The 18,211-nt window shown below is 61.2% G+C and carries 17 protein-coding genes; 8 read left to right on the plus strand and 9 right to left on the minus strand.

All coding sequences use genetic code 11. From position 1 onward, the window contains the following. The first annotated feature begins 22 nt into the window (after positions 1–22). Positions 23–814 (plus strand): PaaX family transcriptional regulator C-terminal domain-containing protein, encoded by a 792-nt coding sequence (locus tag ACOYNB_RS03800; protein ID WP_422837789.1) that lies wholly within the window; start codon positions 23–25, stop codon positions 812–814. 16 nt (positions 815–830) lie between these two features. Here the strand turns inward: ACOYNB_RS03800 and ACOYNB_RS03805 are convergent, their stop codons facing one another. From ACOYNB_RS03805 to ACOYNB_RS03820, 4 genes are read right to left on the minus strand one after another with little or no spacing between them, the layout of a single operon-like run. After that, positions 831–1,520, minus strand: coding sequence for a glutathione S-transferase family protein (locus ACOYNB_RS03805; RefSeq protein ID WP_422837790.1), 690 nt, complete (start codon positions 1,518–1,520; stop codon positions 831–833). Between the two features lie 57 nt (positions 1,521–1,577). Next, positions 1,578–2,987: an efflux transporter outer membrane subunit gene (locus ACOYNB_RS03810; protein WP_422837792.1), complete on the minus strand. Its 1,410-nt coding sequence runs from the start codon at positions 2,985–2,987 to the stop codon at positions 1,578–1,580. Next, positions 2,984–4,957 carry a MacB family efflux pump subunit gene (locus tag ACOYNB_RS03815; RefSeq protein ID WP_422837793.1) on the minus strand — a complete coding sequence of 658 codons (1,974 nt, stop codon included), beginning with the start codon at positions 4,955–4,957 and terminating at the stop codon, positions 2,984–2,986. The genes ACOYNB_RS03810 and ACOYNB_RS03815 overlap by 4 nt, the downstream gene beginning before the upstream one ends. A 4-nt stretch (positions 4,958–4,961) precedes the next feature. Further along, a complete protein-coding gene (locus tag ACOYNB_RS03820; RefSeq protein ID WP_422837908.1) occupies positions 4,962–6,176 on the minus strand; it encodes an efflux RND transporter periplasmic adaptor subunit in 1,215 nt (404 codons plus the stop codon). Positions 6,177–6,259: 83 nt separating this feature from the next. Here ACOYNB_RS03820 and ACOYNB_RS03825 point away from each other — a divergent pair, with 83 nt between their 5' ends. Beyond that, a complete protein-coding gene (locus ACOYNB_RS03825; protein ID WP_422837794.1) occupies positions 6,260–7,009 on the plus strand; it encodes an SDR family oxidoreductase in 750 nt (249 codons plus the stop codon). A gap of 152 nt (positions 7,010–7,161) precedes the next feature. On the opposite strand, the gene ACOYNB_RS03830 is transcribed toward ACOYNB_RS03825, so the two are convergent. Next, on the minus strand, positions 7,162–8,133 hold the full coding sequence (locus ACOYNB_RS03830) for an asparaginase (RefSeq protein ID WP_422837795.1): 972 nt from the start codon (positions 8,131–8,133) through the stop codon (positions 7,162–7,164). Between the two features lie 103 nt (positions 8,134–8,236). Here ACOYNB_RS03830 and lexA point away from each other — a divergent pair, with 103 nt between their 5' ends. Then, on the plus strand, positions 8,237–8,950 hold the full coding sequence (lexA, locus tag ACOYNB_RS03835) for a transcriptional repressor LexA (RefSeq protein WP_422837796.1): 714 nt from the start codon (positions 8,237–8,239) through the stop codon (positions 8,948–8,950). A 124-nt stretch (positions 8,951–9,074) separates the two neighbouring features. Further along, on the plus strand, positions 9,075–9,419 hold the full coding sequence (locus tag ACOYNB_RS03840) for a hypothetical protein (RefSeq protein WP_422837798.1): 345 nt from the start codon (positions 9,075–9,077) through the stop codon (positions 9,417–9,419). Positions 9,420–9,507: 88 nt separating this feature from the next. Here ACOYNB_RS03840 and phbB read toward each other — a convergent pair whose 3' ends face one another. The 3 genes from phbB to ACOYNB_RS03855 are packed head-to-tail and all read right to left on the minus strand — an operon-like array spanning position 9,508 to position 13,167. Further along, a complete protein-coding gene (phbB, locus tag ACOYNB_RS03845) occupies positions 9,508–10,245 on the minus strand; it encodes an acetoacetyl-CoA reductase (RefSeq protein WP_422837799.1) in 738 nt (245 codons plus the stop codon). Positions 10,246–10,289: 44 nt separating this feature from the next. Next, complete coding sequence (locus ACOYNB_RS03850) at positions 10,290–11,468, minus strand: acetyl-CoA C-acetyltransferase (protein WP_374255848.1); 1,179 nt, start codon at positions 11,466–11,468, stop codon at positions 10,290–10,292. A gap of 40 nt (positions 11,469–11,508) precedes the next feature. Then, entirely contained in the window at positions 11,509–13,167 is a 1,659-nt protein-coding gene (locus ACOYNB_RS03855; RefSeq protein ID WP_422837909.1) for a PHA/PHB synthase family protein, read from the minus strand. Positions 13,168–13,703: 536 nt separating this feature from the next. Between ACOYNB_RS03855 and ACOYNB_RS03860 the strand changes: the two genes are divergently transcribed. Further along, the gene (locus ACOYNB_RS03860; protein WP_422837801.1) at positions 13,704–13,967 is read left to right on the plus strand and encodes a hypothetical protein; all 264 of its coding nucleotides are present in this window, start codon (positions 13,704–13,706) and stop codon (positions 13,965–13,967) included. Here the strand turns inward: ACOYNB_RS03860 and pgeF are convergent. Beyond that, positions 13,899–14,666: a peptidoglycan editing factor PgeF gene (pgeF, locus tag ACOYNB_RS03865; RefSeq protein ID WP_422837802.1), complete on the minus strand. Its 768-nt coding sequence runs from the start codon at positions 14,664–14,666 to the stop codon at positions 13,899–13,901. The genes ACOYNB_RS03860 and pgeF overlap by 69 nt on opposite strands. Positions 14,667–14,827: 161 nt before the next feature. Here pgeF and ACOYNB_RS03870 point away from each other — a divergent pair, with 161 nt between their 5' ends. Genes ACOYNB_RS03870 through ACOYNB_RS03880 form a run of 3 tightly spaced genes read left to right on the plus strand, consistent with a single transcriptional unit; the run spans position 14,828 to position 18,208 of the window. Beyond that, on the plus strand, positions 14,828–15,430 hold the full coding sequence (locus ACOYNB_RS03870; protein WP_422837803.1) for a chorismate--pyruvate lyase family protein: 603 nt from the start codon (positions 14,828–14,830) through the stop codon (positions 15,428–15,430). A 30-nt stretch (positions 15,431–15,460) separates the two neighbouring features. After that, on the plus strand, positions 15,461–16,006 hold the full coding sequence (locus tag ACOYNB_RS03875; RefSeq protein ID WP_422837804.1) for an NUDIX hydrolase: 546 nt from the start codon (positions 15,461–15,463) through the stop codon (positions 16,004–16,006). Positions 16,007–16,021: 15 nt separating this feature from the next. Then, positions 16,022–18,208, plus strand: a complete 2,187-nt coding sequence (locus ACOYNB_RS03880) for a type I secretion system permease/ATPase (RefSeq protein WP_422837806.1) — start codon at positions 16,022–16,024, stop codon at positions 18,206–18,208. Positions 18,209–18,211: the final 3 nt, after the last annotated feature.

An 18,211-nucleotide genomic window follows, 5' to 3' on the forward strand; every position in this document is an offset into this window, starting at 1 on the left:
GCAGTTCATTCGACGCCATGCCATGTCGCCCTCACCCAAGCACCTGATCCTCAATCTGCTGCGTGCAGCAGATGGCGCCTCGCTCACCGCCGCGGATGCGGTCACCTCTGCTGCCCTCTTCGGTATCCGGGAAAACAGTGTGCGGGTCACGCTGGTTCGCCTGGCTGCGTCAGGTCTCGTGCAATCCGCTGGCCGGGGCAGCTACGAACTCGGCTCCCGCGCCGCAGATCTGGCCGAACAAGTTGAGCAATGGCGTCAGGCCGAAGAGCGTGTGGTGCCCTGGAGCGGCCAGTGGATCATGGTCAGTACCGGCAACCTGGGCCGCAGCGATCGCACCGCACTGCGCCAACGTGAACGCGCCCTGGCGCTGCTGGGCTTCAAGGCACTCGACAGTGCCCTGTACGTTCGCCCCGACAACTTGGTCGGACACGCTGCAGAAACACGCGAGCGCTTGCATCGGCTCGGGTTGGAAGCCGATGCCCCCGTGTTCGCCGCCAGCGACCTCCCCTCCGAGCTTGACCAGCGTGCGCGCCAACTCTGGCAGTCCTCCGCTTTGACGCAGGGCTACATCCAGACCCGCAAAAAGCTGGAAGACTGGCTGGCACGGTCGGACAAACTCGAACCGGATGTCGCGGCCCGCGAGTGCTATCTCCTGGGCAACGAAGCCATCCGCCAACTCGTGTTCGACCCCTTGCTTCCTGAGCCGCTGGTCGATACGCAAGAGCGACGCGCGTTCAGAGAGACGGTCGCATCTTTTGACGAAACAGGGCACCGCGTCTGGCGTCAGTTGCTCCCATCGCTCAACGGTGCTTGAGCCCTGCCCGCTTCTTTCAAGCGGACATGATCACCGGGCCACCTTTGGTCAATGCGCGCTGATAGGCAGGGCGTGCCTCCATCCGCTTGGCATAAGCCGCCAAGTGTGGGCATGACTGCGCCACCGACGCGCGCGACAACAAGGCCGACACGGCAAAACTCATCTGGAAGTCCGCCAGCGTCAAGCGCTCACCCGCAAACCATGTGTGCTTGGACAAATGGTCTTCGATGAATGCGGCCGCTGCTGACACGTTGGGATCAATCAGCTTGGCTTGCACCTGGCCACACAGCGCTTTCGCAATCGGGCGCACAAAAAACGGCATGGGCTGAGTCGGGATGGTCATGAACACCAGCTTCATCACCAGCCAGTTCATCAGTGACCCTTCAGCGTAGTGCATCCAGTAGCGAAGCTGCAGGTGTTCCGGTGTGCCCACCTGAGTCATCAGGTTCGCAGCGTCACCGGACGCCTGAGCGGCATACCGCTCACCCAAGTATTCAAGGATGGCACCAGACTCCGCCACGACCAAGTCGCCATCGGTGATCACCGGCGACTTCCCCAAGGGGTGAATGGCCTTCAACTCCGGAGGCGCCAGCCGCGTGCGCGAATCACGCTTGTAAAGCTTGATCTCATAAGGCAGCCCCAACTCTTCCAGCAGCCAAAGGACGCGCTGCGAACGCGATGTCTCAAGATGGTGAACGGCAATCATGCGTCACAGCATACCGATCGTCACAAATCCAGTACGGCAAAGGGACTTTGCCGTACCTCACTCATGTACGACCGTGTCCCCACCCAGATTCAAATACAGCGTGGCCAAAGCATTGAGTCGGTTGAGTCGGTTTGCAGCCAAGTTCAGCTCGGCCTGCCTGCGCGTCTCTTGCGCATCCAGCCAAGTCTTCAAGGGCACCGACCCAGCTCGGTAGCGAACCGCCGCCAAACGCTCAGCCTTCCTGGCAGCATCAAGCGCTTGCGTCAGGCTTTCGCCCTGGACCTCGTACTGCACACGCGCAGACAGTGCGTTTTCGACCTCGGCCAAGGCCTGATACCAACTCTGGCGGAAACCTCTGATCGCCACGTCCTGATCGGCCTGGCTGATGGCTACCGCCTTGTCCATGTCACGCCACTGCACAAAGGGCAAGACCAGCCCGGCCCCCAAAGTCCCAACCGGGTCTTGCAGCACCTTGCTCAATGCCTCGCTGGTGCCGCCTGCACTGCCGGTCAAGGTCAAGGTGGGGTAATAACTGCGACGCGTGGCATCCACCACCGCCCCCGTCTTCTGGAGACGCAACTCAGCGGCCCGCAAGTCAGGCCGCCGGGTCATCAGGGATGCAGGCAAATCGGACGACACCGCAGGCAAAGCCCCTTCAGTCAGCCTGGGAGATTCCTTCTGTGTCGCGCCCGGTGGCGCATCAAACAAGATCGCCAAAGCGTTGCGGGCCTCAACGCGCTGCTGGACCCACTGCGTATGGGCGGCCTGCTGCGCTGCCAGAGATTGTGTCGCCTGCGCCAATTCCAGCCCGGAGGTGCCTCCAGCGTCGTATTGCGCCTGCACCAGCTTCAGCGTTTGACGCGCGTAATCGATGCTCTGCTGGCTGGCCTCAATGCGCTGGTTCAGATAGGCAACCTGCCAATACTGCTTGGCCACGGAGGCAACCAAGGACTGCGCCACAGCACGCCGATCTTCCTCGGTCGCCTGCGCCTCCCACTCAGCCGCACTGCGGGCTGCGCTCAAGCGCCCCCACAGATCCAGCTCCCAACTGACCGACGCCGTGGCAGCACTCACGCGCGTCGTGCTGCCGCCGTCCAAGGGGCGAGAAGCCGTGGACGAGCCCTGCACCTTCACGGACGGCAATTGATCGCTGGCGGCCTGACCGGCCAGCGACTGTGCGCGCTGCACCTTGATCGCCGCTTGCGCCAGATTGTTGTTGCGCGCCAGTGCTTCATCAATCAGTTGCACCAGCACCGGATCGCCCATGCGCTGCCACCATGGCGACAAGTCTTGCTTGGCACGCGCATCGGCGTCGTGCTTCATCGCATCTTGCTGCCACGCAACTGGCATCGTCACCGATGGCCGCTGATATGCCGTGGGTCCTGCACACGCCCCCAGCATCCAGGCCGCCAGCACCACCACAGACAAAGTCGCTTGGCGCAAGCCCTTGTTTTGCATCTGCATCATTGCCTCGACAAGGCCTCAACCGGGTCCAGACGCGCCGCATTGCGAGCAGGCAGGAACCCAAACACCACCCCGATCAGCGACGACACACCAAAGGCCGCCACGATCGAACTCACCGAATACACCATCTGGAACGACCCACCGATCTTGGCAAAGAGCACCCCAATGCCCAATGCCAGGCCGATCCCGAGCACGCCCCCAATCAGGCACACCAAAACGGCCTCGATCAAGAACTGCCGCAAGATGTCGCTCTGCCGCGCCCCCACCGCCATCCGCACGCCAATTTCCTGCGTACGCTCGGTGACCGACACCAGCATGATGTTCATCACGCCAATGCCACCCACGATCAGCGAGATCACCGCGATCGACGAAATCAGCAAAGTCATCGTTTGCGTGGTGCTCTCAATCGTTTGACGGATGCTGTCGCTGTTGCGCAGGAAAAAGTCCTGCGTGCCATGCCGCTGGGTCAACAGCTTGGTGATGCCTTCTTCGGCCGCCACCGACGGAGCACTGTCGCTCACACGCACCGTGATGCTGCGCACATGAGACTGCCCCAACAAGCGGCGCATGGCCGTCGTGTAGGGCACCCACACGCTCAGGTTGTCCGACATCAGGAAGCCACTTTCCTGGGGCGCCGTCACGCCAATGACCCGCACCGGCACGCTGCCCAGAAAAATCACCTGACCGACCGGGTTCTCCCATTCGGCAAACAGTGCTTTGCGGGTCGCAGGGTCAATCACGGCTTCCTGAGACTGCCGCCGAACACCCTCGGCATCGAACTCCTGGCCTTGCGCCATGGTGTAGCCCTTGACCCGGAAAAACTGATCGCCCACACCCGTCACGTTGGCGGTGGCTTCCACATTGCCACGTCGCAGCGTGACACTGGTGTTGACAGTGGGCGTCACGCTGTCGACATAGCCCAATTGCGCCAAAGCCTCTGCATCTGCCGGCACCAAGGTGCGAATCTTGGATGCCTGACGATCCCCAAAGTTTTTGCCTGAGAACACGTCAATCGTGTTGGTCCCCATGGCAGAGATGTCTTTCAAGACACGCTGACGTGACCCCTCGCCCAAGGCCACCATCGACACCACCGACGCAATGCCGATGATGATGCCCAGCATCGTCAGCAAGGTCCGCAGGCGATGCCCCGCCATGGCGCGCAACGCCATGGTGAAGGCCTCAGAGAATCGATCCCAATGCGCACGCCAAGGATGAGGCTCCTCTGGCTGGGTCGCACGCAGGTCTGCACTCGGTTTGGCATCCGGATTGGTTCGATCACTGAGGATCTGCCCATCGGACACCTCGATGATGCGCTGCGCATGCTGTGCCACCTTGGCATCGTGCGTCACGATGATGACGGTGTGCCCCTCGGCATGCAGTTCCTGCAGGATCCGCATCACCTCCGCCCCGCTGGCACTGTCCAGTGCCCCTGTAGGTTCGTCCGCCAAGATGACGTCTCCGCCGTTCATCAGGGCCCGCGCAATGCTCACACGCTGCTGCTGACCACCGGACAACTGCCCGGGCCGATGTTCCGTGCGCTCGCCCAACCCCAGCCGGTCCAGCAAGGCAGCTGCTCGCGCATCACGCTCCGACTTGCTGTGCCCGGCGTAAATGGCCGGTATCTCGACATTGCCTTTCGCCGTCAAATCACCCAGCAGGTGATACCGCTGAAAGATGAAGCCAAAGTGCTCTCGGCGCAAGCGGGCCAACTCATCGGGCCCCAGTTGTCCAGTCTCTTGACCGTTGACCTTGTAAACACCGCGCGTCGGCCGATCCAGGCAGCCGAGAATGTTCATCAACGTGGACTTCCCGGACCCCGAGGCCCCCATGATGGCCACCATCTCGCCAGACTGAATGCGCAGGTTGATGCCCTTGAGCACCGCCACACTCCCCTCGCCTGAGGGGAACTCCCGCCAGAGGTTCGAGACCTCCAACAAGGCGGGCGCAACAACAGATGACAAATGATCACTCATGGCATCAGAACATGCGTGGAGGACGTGCGCCACTGCCGTCACCCGACTTGCCAGCCGCCTCGCCCACCACGACTTCTTCGCCCGCCTTCAAGCCTTCCAGAACCTGAGCCTGCACGCGATTGTTCAACCCGACACGCACTTGACGAGGCTCGATCTTCTTCTCGCCATTGGCCTCTGTGGTCAAGACCCGCACCGTGTACTGTTTGGTCTTGCGATCCCTCGCACCCAAGGCGGTCGCCGGGATCACCAAGGCCTTGTCTGCCTTGGCCAAGACGATGAACACTTGCGCGGTCATGGCCACGCGCAACTTCCCCTCCGGATTGGGTACGTCGAACAGGCCGTTGTAATAAATCGCGGTGGTAGTGGAAGAGCTGGTCGTCGTGGTCGTCTTGGTGGTGGTATCGACCTGCTCCGACTCTGGCACCGGCTCAATCGCACTCAGTTTGGCGTCATAGCGGTTCTGTGGTTCACCCAAAATCGTGAAGTAAACCGGCAAGCCCGGCTTCACACGCACGACATCAGCTTCGGAAATCTGCGCCTTGATGCGAACCTGATCCACCTTCGACAGCTTGATGATCGTTGGTGCCGACTGCGCAGCATTCACCGTGCGCCCCTCTTCGGCCAGCACCCCGGTCACCACGCCATCAATGGGCGCCACGATGCGCGTGTACCCCAGGTTCACCTTGGCTGTATCCACCGAAATATTGGCCTGACGAATCTGAGCCTCCAGCGCAGCGATTTCGGCCTTGGTGGTCGACAGACTGGCCTCGGCATCCTCCAGGTCCGCACGAGAACCGGCGTCCTGCTTGAACAGCTCTTGCTTGCGCTTGAAACTCAACTCGGCTTGCTTCAGCAAGGCCTTCTTGGCCTGCAACTGCGCCTGCAAAAGTGCGACCTGGGCCTCAGCGTTGCGCAAAGCATTCTGCTGGGTGGTCGAATCAATCTCCGCGATCAGTTGGCCCACCTTGACGTGGTCACCCAGATCCACATGCAGACGCTTGATCTGCCCGGAGACCTGAGCCCCCACGCTGACTTCCTTGCTCGCCTCAATGGTGCCCGTTGCCAGAACGGTGTCCTCCATGTCCGTCTGCTCGACCTTGGCCGTGATGACTTGGGGGGCCGCCTTGGGTGGAAACAAAACCGCCTTCACACCCCAGCCCGCGGCCACCAGAATCATCACACCGGCTGCCAGGCGCCAGCCAGAGAACCATTTCTTCATGCTGATTGTCGTCATGCTTGTAGTGTCCACCGTCTCGATTGCCAGAGCGCAACGCCTAGGTTAAGGCAATGTAAAGTCAAACCATGAAACCCGTTACGCTGATCACAGGTGCCAGCCAAGGCATTGGCGCGGCATGCGCCAGATTACTGGCTCGACAAGGTCACTCGCTGCTGATTCACTACGCTGCCCATGCGGACCTTGCTTTGGCCGTTGCGGCCGAATGCCTGCGGCTTGGTGCGCCGCAAGCCGTCATCGCGCAAGGCGACCTGGCCGAAGAAGCCGATGTGCTCCGCCTCTTTGAGGAGGCCGATCGATCACTCCCACCCTTGACGGGACTGGTCAACAACGCAGGGATCATTGATCGAACCGCCAGACTGGAAGACATGTCTGCCGCCCGCCTGCAACGCATGATGGCGGTCAATGTCGTCGGACCCATGCTGTGCGCCAAAGAAGCCATTCGCCGCTTGTCGTGGCGCCATGGTGGACACGGTGGCGTCATTGTCAACGTATCCAGCAGCGCCGTGCGCAGTGGCGCACCCGCCATGTACGTGGATTACGCAGCCAGCAAAGGCGCCATGGACGTGTTGACGCAAGGGCTGGCCAAAGAGGTCGCGGCAGATGGGATTCGAGTTTGCGCCGTGCGCCCGGGCATCACCGACACAGGCATTCACGCCACCGGAGGTGAACCAGATCGTGCAACACGTCTGGCGCCCACCTTGCCCATGGGGCGTGCCGCTCAGCCGGACGAAGTCGCGCAAGCGATCGTGTGGCTGCTGTCAGATGCTGCCAGCTACACCGCTGGCGCCATTCTGGACGTCACTGGCGGACGATGAGGCAGGCACACTGTCATCACGGTTTCACAATTGAACGACAAGATAGCGTTCGTTCCAGAGCACAGCCACGCAATATCGCGATGCTCTGGCGGGCGGCAAGCCGACCGACGAGCTGGACACCACCGTCAATCGTCGAGCTGACCTCCCGACATTTATTCCGTAACGCAGGCCCCCAGTAAATGCAAGATCATTGCCACGCGGGCCTGCGAGGCCGTCAGCCCAGGCACACCAACCCAACGGTCGCCTTCTCTGGACATGACACCCCCTCGAGCCACCTTCGAGCTTCGCCAAACCAAGATCCCCGCTGACGCTGCGCGAACCAACGCGGCCGTCATGCCTTCATGAATGGTGCCGTGCCCGGTCGATGCCACGATCAATCCACGCAAAGGCCGTTGCGCGCTGACTTGCGAATGCGCGACCAAAGCATCGACCGCCCACCCGTCAGCGTCGACATGACTCGTGACGATCTCGACACGAGGCGGCGCCATATCAAGCCATTGCCAACCCAGCCCTGCACAGGTCGACACGTCTTGCAAAGACCAGTCCCACACACCTTGCGAGTCCGCTCGCCCAACTGGCAATACACCACCGCCGTCGAAGGCATCCAGCGCATGACTGTGCGCCTTGCGCACATGTTGCGCAGACCATGCCACGGACTGCATGACCACAAACACCCCGCCAGCCTGACGTGCTGACAACGCTTGCACCGCATGCACCGCATCGAGCAAGTTGCGCGGCCCGTCTGCGTCTGGCGCTGTGGCCGGCCGCATCGCTGCCGTCAACACAACCGGCTTGCAGCCGTCATGCAAGGCGTTCAGCAGCCAAGCGGTTTCCTCCAACGTGTCCGTTCCATGCGTGACCACCACGCCGGCCACATCAGCCCGGCTCAGCTGAGCCGCCAGCGCATGCCCCAAGGCTCGCCACACCGCCCACGACATGTCCTTGCTGTCAACCTGGGCAACCTGCATGGTTTCCAGAGGGACAGCGGACAACGCTGGCACCGCGGTCACCAATTGCTCGACCGACAACTGCGCAGCACGGTAAGACCACACACGCCCCGGGTCATCCCCCGTGCCTGCGATGGTGCCCCCCGTACCCAAAATAACCACACGCTGAGCGCTCACACCACACCTTCGCAAAAATACTGGACAAACAAACAGTCCTGTATAAAATGACAGCAAGCATCGATTCTGACGCTTCACCTACAGCCCTCACAGGCCATACGCGATGACGAACGATAAACCCAAACTGACGCCGCGCCAGCAACAGATTTTCGAGTTGATCCAGCGCGCCATTGCTCGCACTGGCTCGCCGCCAACTCGCGCTGAAATTGCGGCAGAGTTGGGTTTTCGGTCTGCCAACGCGGCAGAAGAGCACCTGCAAGCCCTCGCTCGCAAGGGTGTCATCGAACTGGTGGGCGGCACATCCCGCGGTATCCGACTGAAGGCCGACACCCTCCGCTCCGTCAACGAAAACCGCAAGCAAACAGCCAGCGCCAAGAGCAGCAACGGGTCTTTGTCCTTCAGCTTGGCCTTGCCAGGACTAGAGCAACTGGTGCTGCCTCTGGTGGGGCGTGTGGCCGCGGGCCAACCCATCCTGGCGCAAGAACATGTCGAGCAAACCTACGCCGTCGAGCCCAGTTTGTTCGCCAAGCGCCCTGACTATCTGCTGCGCGTGCGCGGCATGAGCATGAAGGACATCGGAATTTTGGACGGCGATTTGCTGGCTGTTGCACGCTCACGCGAGGCTCGCAATGGGCAAATCGTTGTCGCCCGCATCGGTGACGAGGTCACCGTCAAACGCTTTCAACGCACAGCTCAAGGCATTGAGTTGCTGCCCGAAAACCCAGACTTCCAACCCATTGTGGTCACGCCAGACTCCCCAGACTTTGAACTGGAAGGCCTGGCCGTAGGACTGATCCGCAACCAGCCGCTGATCTGATCCCTTTTCGTCGTCACCTTGCGGGTGGCGGGCATTCGCGCCATCACATCTGATGGCGCAATCCCGCAGGGAGACGTGTTGCTGGAATCCTGCCGAACTTCATTGCTGTCATCAGGAGTTCACCATGATTCACCATCTGGCTCGTGCATTTTTCCTCCGTCAAACCAAGCGGGCAAACACGCCCATGCTGGCTCCGGCGGCACAACAGGCCCAGTCCGGCAACGCACCGAAAGAACCGCAGCCCGTTCGCCCTCGCCCCATCACACCCTGGACGGTTCCCCCTCATGCGGCCACAACCACCCACAACGTGATTGCCTTGCGCCCCAACGATGCTAGGCGGACGCCAGGCAATGCCGTTCGCATCAGTTCCGATCCCAGCGACGTTCGCAGAACCGTCATCACAGGTCGCTTTGCCGAAGTGTGCGCAGCCTTGGATCGCCTGGTCATCGAACAAGAGGCGGCCGCTTGAAGCCATGAAAAATCCCGCCAACACCTTGACGGTGGGGCGGGATGCTGGCGAATCACATGGGGCATCCCATGTGAACAGACCAGGCGACTTAACCCATGTGCAGACCACCATTGACGGAGAAGTCCGCACCGGTGGCAAAACCGGCCTCATCGCTGGCCACCCATGACACCATGGAGGCGATTTCCTCCGGTGCACCCAGGCGCTTCACCGGAATGGTTGCAACGATCTTGTCCAGCACATCGGGACGAATGGCTCGCACCATTTCCGTACCGATGTAGCCCGGCGACACCGTGTTCACGGTCACACCTTTGCTGGCCACTTCTTGCGCCAAGGCCATCGTGAAGCCGTGCATGCCTGCCTTGGCGGCAGAGTAGTTGGTCTGACCAAACTGTCCCTTTTCGCCATTCACCGAGCTGATGTTGACGATGCGGCCCCAACCACGGTCCACCATGTCGTCAATCACCTGCTTGGTGACGTTGAACAGGCTGTTCAGATTGGTGTCCATCACGGCGTCCCAATCTGCCTTGGTCATTTTGCGGAACATGCCATCCCGCGTGATGCCTGCGTTGTTGACCAGAATGTCGACGGGGCCGTGCTCTTCCTTGGTCTTGCGGAACGCCTCGACCGTCGAATCCCAGTCCGCAACGTTCCCCACCGAAGCGTAGAAGGTGTAGCCCAGCGCCTTCTGCTCGTCGAGCCACTTGGCGTGATCACGGCTTGGGCCGCAACCTGCAATGACCTTGTAGCCATCCTTGTGCAGACGCTGGCAAATCGATGTCCCGATGCCACCCATGCCACCGGTCACGTACGCTACTTTTTGACTCATGTTTGACTCCTCTTGGGGATGAATTTATGAACTGAGTAACTCAATCAACGCTCAATGGTCAGGGCGACGCCCATCCCACCACCGATGCACAGCGACGCAATGCCCTTCTTGGCATCACGGCGGGACATTTCATGCAACAAAGACACGAGCACGCGGCAGCCCGACGCGCCAATGGGGTGACCAATGGCGATCGCACCGCCGTTCACATTGACCTTGCTGGTATCCCAGCCCATCTCCTTGTGCACCGCACAGGCCTGGGATGCGAAGGCTTCATTGATTTCCAGCAGATCCAGTTGGTCTGGCGTCCAACCGGCGCGCTCCAGGGCGCGGCGTGATGCAGGCACCGGCCCCATGCCCATGTAGGCGGGATCCAGACCGGCATTCGCATACGACGCGATGCGACCCATGGGCGTCAGGCCCAATTCCTTAGCCTTGGCTGCGCTCATCACCATCACGGCTGCCGCGCCGTCATTGATCCCGGACGCATTGCCGGCGGTCACACTGCCCGCCTTGTCAAACGCGGGACGCAAGCCAGCCAACGCTTCGGCAGAAGTCTTGCGGTTCAGGTACTCGTCGGCATCAAACACCAGCGGGTCACCCTTGCGCTGGGGAATCAGCACGGGCACGATCTCATCCTTGAAACGTCCCGCGTCCTGTGCCGCGGCGGCCTTCTGCTGTGACGCCAATGCCAGCGCATCCTGCTCTTCGCGCGTGATGCCGTATTGCTTGGCCACGTTCTCGGCGGTGATGCCCATGTGGTACTGGTTGTAGACGTCCCACAGACCATCGTTGATCATGGTATCGACCATTTGCCAGTTGCCCATGCGCATGCCGTCACGCGAGTTCGGCACCACATGCGGCGACATGCTCATGTTTTCCTGGCCACCAGCAATCACGATCTCGGCGTCGCCGTCACGGATGGCCTGCGCAGCCAGCATCACGGCCTTCAAACCCGAGCCGCACACTTTGTTGATCGTCATGGCGGGCACACCGTGCGGCAAACCCGCCTTGATGACCGCCTGACGAGCCGGGTTTTGCCCGCAGCCAGCCTGAAGCACCTGACCCAAGATCACTTCACTGATCTGGTCGCCGGATACACCGGTGCGACGCAGCAGATCCTTGATCACCACGGCACCAAGCTCGCTGGCCGGGGTCTTGGCCAGTGAACCGCCGAATTTGCCCACAGCGGTTCGCGCTGCGGCCACGATGACGATGTCGGTCATGTCTGTGCTCCTTCAAGCAATTGACGTTATTGGAGAAAAATCAGGCCTTGCGCAACACGTAACGTCCGGGCGCAGACTCAATGGCGGGATGGTTCTTACTGCCAGCCTGACGCGGTGCATTAACCGTGCCACCAGCGTGCTCACTCAGCCAGTCGGACCACACGGGCCACCAACTCCCCGCCTGCTCGGATGCAGATGCCATCCAGGCATCCGCTGTGGTCGGCAGTTGGCGAACAGACGAACCTGTTACCCAGTGACTGCGCTTTTTCTTGGCGGGTGGGTTGATCACACCTGCGATGTGGCCCGAGGCCCCCAGCACAAAGGTCACCGGGCCACTCAACAGTTGCGTGGAAGCGTAGGCAGACTGCCAGGGCACGATGTGATCTTCACGAGAGCCGTACACAAAGACCGGCATGTCCAGCAAGGACAGATCCAGCGGCTCACCACACACCGTCACCGCACCAGGCTTGCACAAATTGTTTTCAAGATAGGTGTTACGCAGGTACCACGTGTACATGGGGCCTGGCAGATTGGTGCTGTCACTGTTCCAATAAAGCAGGTCAAACGGGGGGGGCATCTCCCCTTTGAGGTAATTGCCCACCACGTAGTTCCAGACCAGATCGTTGGCACGCAAGAACGAGAAGGTGGCAGCCAACTCCGAACCCTTCATCAAGCCACCACCTTGTGGGCTGTTGGGGCCCAGGGTCATTTCACGCAGACGCACCATGGCCTCGTCCACAAACACGTCCATGATGCCGGTATCACCGAAATCCAGGAATGTGGTGAGCAAGGTCAGGCTGGCGACAGGCTTGCGCCCCTTGGCAGCCAAGGTCGCCAGTGCAGAAGCCAGCAAGGTGCCCCCCACACAGAAACCCAGTGCGTTGATCTGATCGGCCCCGGTGATGTCGCGCGTGGTGTCGATCGCTTTGATGACGCCAGACTCAATGTAGTCATCCCAAGTCGCCTTCGCGAGAGACTCGTCCGCGTTCACCCAACTGACCATGAACACGCGATGCCCCTGCTCCAGCAAGTAACGCACCAGCGAGTTATCGGGCTGCAAGTCCAGGATGTAGTACTTGTTGATGCAAGGCGGCACAAACAGGAAGGGCGTTTCGTGCACCTTCGCTGTGAGCGGCGTGTATTCGATCAACTGGAAGAATGGATTTTCGAACACCACCGCGCCTTCGGTGGTCGCCACGTTCTTGCCCACCTCAAACACCGACTCATCCGTCTGAGACATGTGTCCTTGGCGGATGTCATGCAACAAGTGCTGCAAGCCCTGCTGCAAGCTTTCTCCCTTGGTCTCCACGGCCTTCTTGATCGCCTCTGGATTGAATGCCAGGAAGTTGCTGGGAGACGCAGCGTCGGCCCACTGCTGAACGGCGAAACGCACGCGCTGTCGCGCCTTCTCGTCGCCCTGCAGTTGATCGGCCAGTTTTTGCAGCGTACGGGAGTTCAGCAGGTACATCGAAGCCATGAAGGCGCTGCCTGGCTGACTGTTCCACTCCGGCGCCGCAAAACGTCGATCAGACGCCTTGATCTGGTCGGGATGCTGCAAAGCGGCATTCCAAAGCTCGGTCGCTTGTTGCAGATACTCTTGCTGAATGGTCTGAAGCTGCTCGCTCGGCACGCTCAAGCCGGCCATGGAGGACAAGCTGGCTTGCATGCTTTGCCCCAGCGAATCCATGGCCTGCTTCATGGGGGCCAACAAATCCGCATTGAAGCCGGGCAACTCCTTCATGCCAGGCAGCCCACCTTGCAGCTTGCTCCAATGTTCCGCCCAGGGTGCCGTCCACTTCGACTGATCGAAGCCAGGCAACTGAAACGACGACATCATTTGCTCGAATGCCGATGCGTGTGCTGAGGCACTGCTCGCACTTTGACGCTCGGCCGACGCCTCTTGCGGCGCTGCCTTGGCTTGGGTATCAACCGCCTCTGGCGCCGGCTGGGTCACAGGCGCCTTCTTGCGCGCAGGAGAGCGCTTGGCAACGCTGGCTTTGGGAGACGTGCCTGCCGGCTTCGATGCAGTGGTGCCGGCTATCTTCGCTTCTGTTGAGGTCGCACGAACAGACCGCGACCGTGGTGTTACCGCCATAACTCTCCTCGTTTCTCCGTGATTGTTCGGTTCCAATCATGAACCCTGAATGTTTCTGTATTCTGACTCTGAGCTAGCAACGGCAATGCCAAGCGCCGGAGAGAATACCTAGCGTTTTCCCCTATTAGCCCCCGAAACGAATGTGGATCGTCGCTATCGCCTGGATGTACGTGGCCGTCATGATGGCCATGGCTGAGGCCACCAACCCGCAAGGCACCATCCTCGGTGCGATCATCACCTTGCTGTTCTACGGCGTGGCGCCTGTCGCACTGGTGATGTATCTCCTCAGCACGCCGGCACGCCGCAAAGCCAGACAGGCGGCCGAGCAAACCGCCTCAGCGCAGGCAGATGCTGGCAGCCTGCCTGCCTGTGACCCGGTCGCGCCTGAACGAAAAGAACCTTGAGGCATCACTGGCCGTACACCAGCGCCCGCCCCCAATGTCCAGCACACCAACTTGGTGCAACACGTCCTGAGCCAGCCCGGGCAAGTCGGCCATCCAGCGTGGGCCGTCGGCTGCGTCCTGAGCTTTAAGAAAGCGACGATGCGCTTTGGGAGACGCCGGGTCGGCACCAAATCCCGCCAGCACATCGGCTCCGACCTCGAACTGGCGAGGCCCAATGCAAGGGCCCAGCCAGGCGCGTAAGGCAGCGGGATCACACCCGGTCGCTTCGCACAGCGTGCGCACGCCGTTGTGCACGATGCCCACGCCCCCCATCGCCCCCGCCCCGGCCAAACCTCGCCACCCTGCATGAAGCGCAGCGACACCCTTCTTGCCAGGCGCCGCCAACAGAATCGGCAAGCAATCTGCAACCATGACCGTACAGGCAAGCCCAGGCTCGGTGGTCAACGCGCCGTCAGCCTGCGGTTGCCCATCGGTCTGAGAGACGTCGATCCAGTCCACCGCATTGGCAGGGCCTGCACGATGACTGAGCCTGACCACCCGATTGCCGTGAACCTGGGTCAGCCACACAGGCTCCGCCTTGATGGCGCTGCCGAACACCTGACGGTTGCGCTCCACTGCGTGAGGCTGATCCCCGACATGGTCACCCAAGTTGCAATGGGCATAGCCGCCTTCACTGATGCCTCCGTGCCGCGCAGACATGATCGCGCCGACACCGCGCCCAAGAGGGACGTGCATCCATCCATCAGGCAGATCAGCCGCCACACGAGACGAAGAAAGGAGTGAAACTGACATGAGGGACAACTGACGCATCGGGCCGCTATGATCCAGCCCCGATGCTACCCCGCCAGACCGCACTCGCCATGTCGCACCACGCTCGCCCATCAGGATTCGGACACTGTCAGGTTCGAAGCCCGGATGCCTCGCGAGTCAGTCGGGCGGGGGCAACGCGACCATCCCTGAAGGCTTGGCTGACCGCCCCCGGCTCCTTGACTGCCCGCTTGCGTGAACATGGCACGGTTACCGTCCGAGTGGTGTTCCAAGGCTCGACCCGACTCTGGCGGCAGGAGTGTGAGGTCATCCGAACAACGCAAGGCCATGTCCGAGAGGTCATTTTGAGCGTGAACGGCCAACCTGCGGTGTGGGCTCGCAGCAGCACCCCATCGCGCGCTGTCAAGGGCCCGTGGCGCGCCATCAAAGGACTGGGCGCCCGCCCGCTGGCTGAACTGCTGTTTTCACACCGCCAGGTGCGTCGCGAACCTTTGACGCACCAGCGGATTCAACGACACGCCCGTCAGCACCAGCGCATCGATCGGCAGTGGCGACGTCACCCTGGTCTTGCCGAGATCACACACGCACCGGCACCAGACTGGATCCGACGCTCCGTGTTTTGGCACCATGGCGCCCCGCTACAGGTCCAAGAGGCCTTTGCGCCGTGGGTCACGCGATTGAAAACACGACGATAAGCCCCCGCCGGGTTGCCCTACACTGCAGGGATGCTGTTTTCACGCCGAATCGAGCACTGCCAGGTCTGTGGCACCCCTGTCGAGCACAAGGTGCCCGCCGATGACAACCGTGAACGGGCCGTCTGCCCGTCGTGCGGGCACATCCACTATGTCAACCCGCTCAATGTCGTGGGCACGGTCCCCGTCTGGGGCGAACAAGTCCTGCTGTGCAAGCGCAACATTGAGCCGCGCAAGGGCTTATGGACGCTTCCGGCCGGTTTCATGGAGCTGGGCGAAACAACCGAAGAAGGCGCCGCTCGCGAAACCCACGAGGAAGCCGGTGCCAACATTGAGATGCAGGGGCTCTACAGCATCATCAACGTGGTAGCAGCCGGTCAGGTCCATCTGTTTTACCGCGCGCGCTTGCTCGACCCTACATTCGATCCAGGCCCGGAAACCATGGAAGCCCGCCTCTTCCGCGAGGATGAAATCCCGTGGGACGACTTGGCCTTCCGCACTGTTCGCATGACCCTGCAGCGTTTCTTTGATGATCGCAAGAAGGGTCAATTTGATGTGCACTGCGCCGATATCCGCTGACAGCAGTCCGCAGCCATGAACGCACCTCAAGCACCTGTGACACCCACACCGCCCAACAGCGATGCGCCCCGCTTGCGCGACGACCTGATCAGCCCGGACCCTTTGCTAGATTGCCTGGTCGAGGTTTGCCATCTCCACGGCCTGTCGGCATCACGGGCTTCGCTCTCTGCCGGACTGCCCGTCGGGCGTGGTGCATTGACCGTTTCCCTCGCAGAGCGCGCTGCGGCGCGCGCAGGCCTGAGCACCAAGCTGCAGCGCCTGAAGCTCGATCAGATTGATGCGGTCACCCTGCCCGCCATCCTGATCCTGCACGGCAACCGGGCTTGTGTGCTGCTTGGGCGCACCAGCGATGCCCAATGGCGTGTTCTCATGCCAGAAACCGGGCAAGGCGAAGTCGTGCTGGACACAGAGGGCTTGACGCTGCGTTTCAGCGGGGTCGTGCTCTTTGCCCGCCCTCGTTTCCGTTTCGACGCCAGAACGCCAGAAATTCGGACCACCCGGTCGGGGCACTGGTTCTGGGGCCCCGTCCTCGCGCAACGTTTCGTGTATCGAGACGTGATGTGGGCGGCGCTGCTGATCAACCTGTTCGCGCTGGCCTTCCCCATCTTCTCCATGAACGTCTACGACCGGGTGGTCCCCAACCACGCGGTCGAAACACTGTGGGTTCTGGCGCTGGGCATCACGCTGGTGCTGGGAGGGGACTTTTTCATCCGTCTGCTCCGAAGCCACTTTGTGGACGAGGCCAGCGCGCGCATTGACGTTCAGATTTCGGCCACGCTGATGGAGCGTGTGCTGGGCATGCGACTGGAACATCGACCTCAGTCCGTCGGCTCGTTCGCATCCAATCTGCGTGGATTTGAGCAGGTTCGTGACTTCATCGCGTCTAGCACGGTCACCGCGCTGATTGACCTGCCGTTTGCCATCCTGTTCATTTTTGTGATGGCATGGATTTCACCTTGGCTCATTCTGCCGGTGCTGACCATCTTCGCCATCGTGATCGTGTCGGCCTATGTGCTGCAACACAGGCTCCACGAGTTGTCGCAGAGCACCTATCAGGCTTCCGCCCAACGCAATGCCACGCTGGTTGAAAGCCTCACGGGGATCGAAACCATCAAGGCGCAAGGCGCCGAGGGCGTGATTCAGGCGCGCTGGGAGCGTGCCAACCGGTTTCTGTCTTCGCTGAACGTCAAGATGCGTGGGCTGTCGTCTGCGGCCATGTACAGCACGGCCACGCTGCAGCAAATGGTCTCGGTGGCCATCATCCTCATCGGCGTCTACCTGATCGGCGAAAAGCAATTGACCATGGGGGGCTTGATCGCCTCGACCATGCTGGCTGGGCGGGCGCTGGCCCCTGCCGGCCAGATTGTGGGTTTGCTGATGCAGTACCAGGGCGCTCGAACAGCCCTGGAGTCGCTCGAGGCCATCATGAGTCGCCCTGTGGAGCGGCCTGAAGGCTCCAGCTTCATTCAGCGCCGCGAGTTCAAGGGTGAAATCGAGTTCCGACACGTCTCCTTTGCCTACCCCAATCGCGAGGACAACTCGCTGAATGACGTCAGCTTCAAGATCGCCCCTGGCGAGAAGGTGGCCCTCATCGGCAAGGTCGGGTCGGGCAAAAGCACGCTTCAGAAACTGATCATGGGGCTGTATCAGCCTGCCGATGGTGCCGTTTTGCTGGATGGCATCGACATGCGCCAACTCGACCCCGCCGACGTGCGGCGCAACATTGGCAGCGTGTCGCAGGACGTCACGCTGTTCTACGGTTCTTTGCGAGACAACATCACCTTCGGCTACCCCCACGCACAAGATGACGCCGTCGTCGCCGCAGCCGACACAGCGGCCTTGACGGACTTTGTCCAACGCCACCCTCAAGGCTTTGACATGCAGGTCGGTGAACGCGGTGAACTGCTCTCAGGCGGCCAACGCCAAAGCGTCGGCATTGCGCGCGCGGTTTTGCACAACGCCCCCATTTTGTTGCTGGACGAGCCCACCAGTTCCATGGACTTCTCCACCGAGGCCCAAGTCACCCAGCGCATGCAAGCCTTCACGCAAGGCAAAACCGTCGTGCTGGTCACGCACCGCACTTCCATGCTGGCTTTCGTCGACCGCGTGATCGTGGTGGACCAAGGCAAGATCGTGGCAGATGGTCCGCGCGAGCAAATCATGCAGGCACTGGCTGCGGGCCGCATTGCCCGCGCATCGTGAGTC

Origin of the sequence: Aquabacterium sp. (assembly GCF_049317225.1) — a bacterium.
Taxonomy (GTDB): Bacteria; Pseudomonadota; Gammaproteobacteria; order Burkholderiales; family Burkholderiaceae_C; genus Aquabacterium.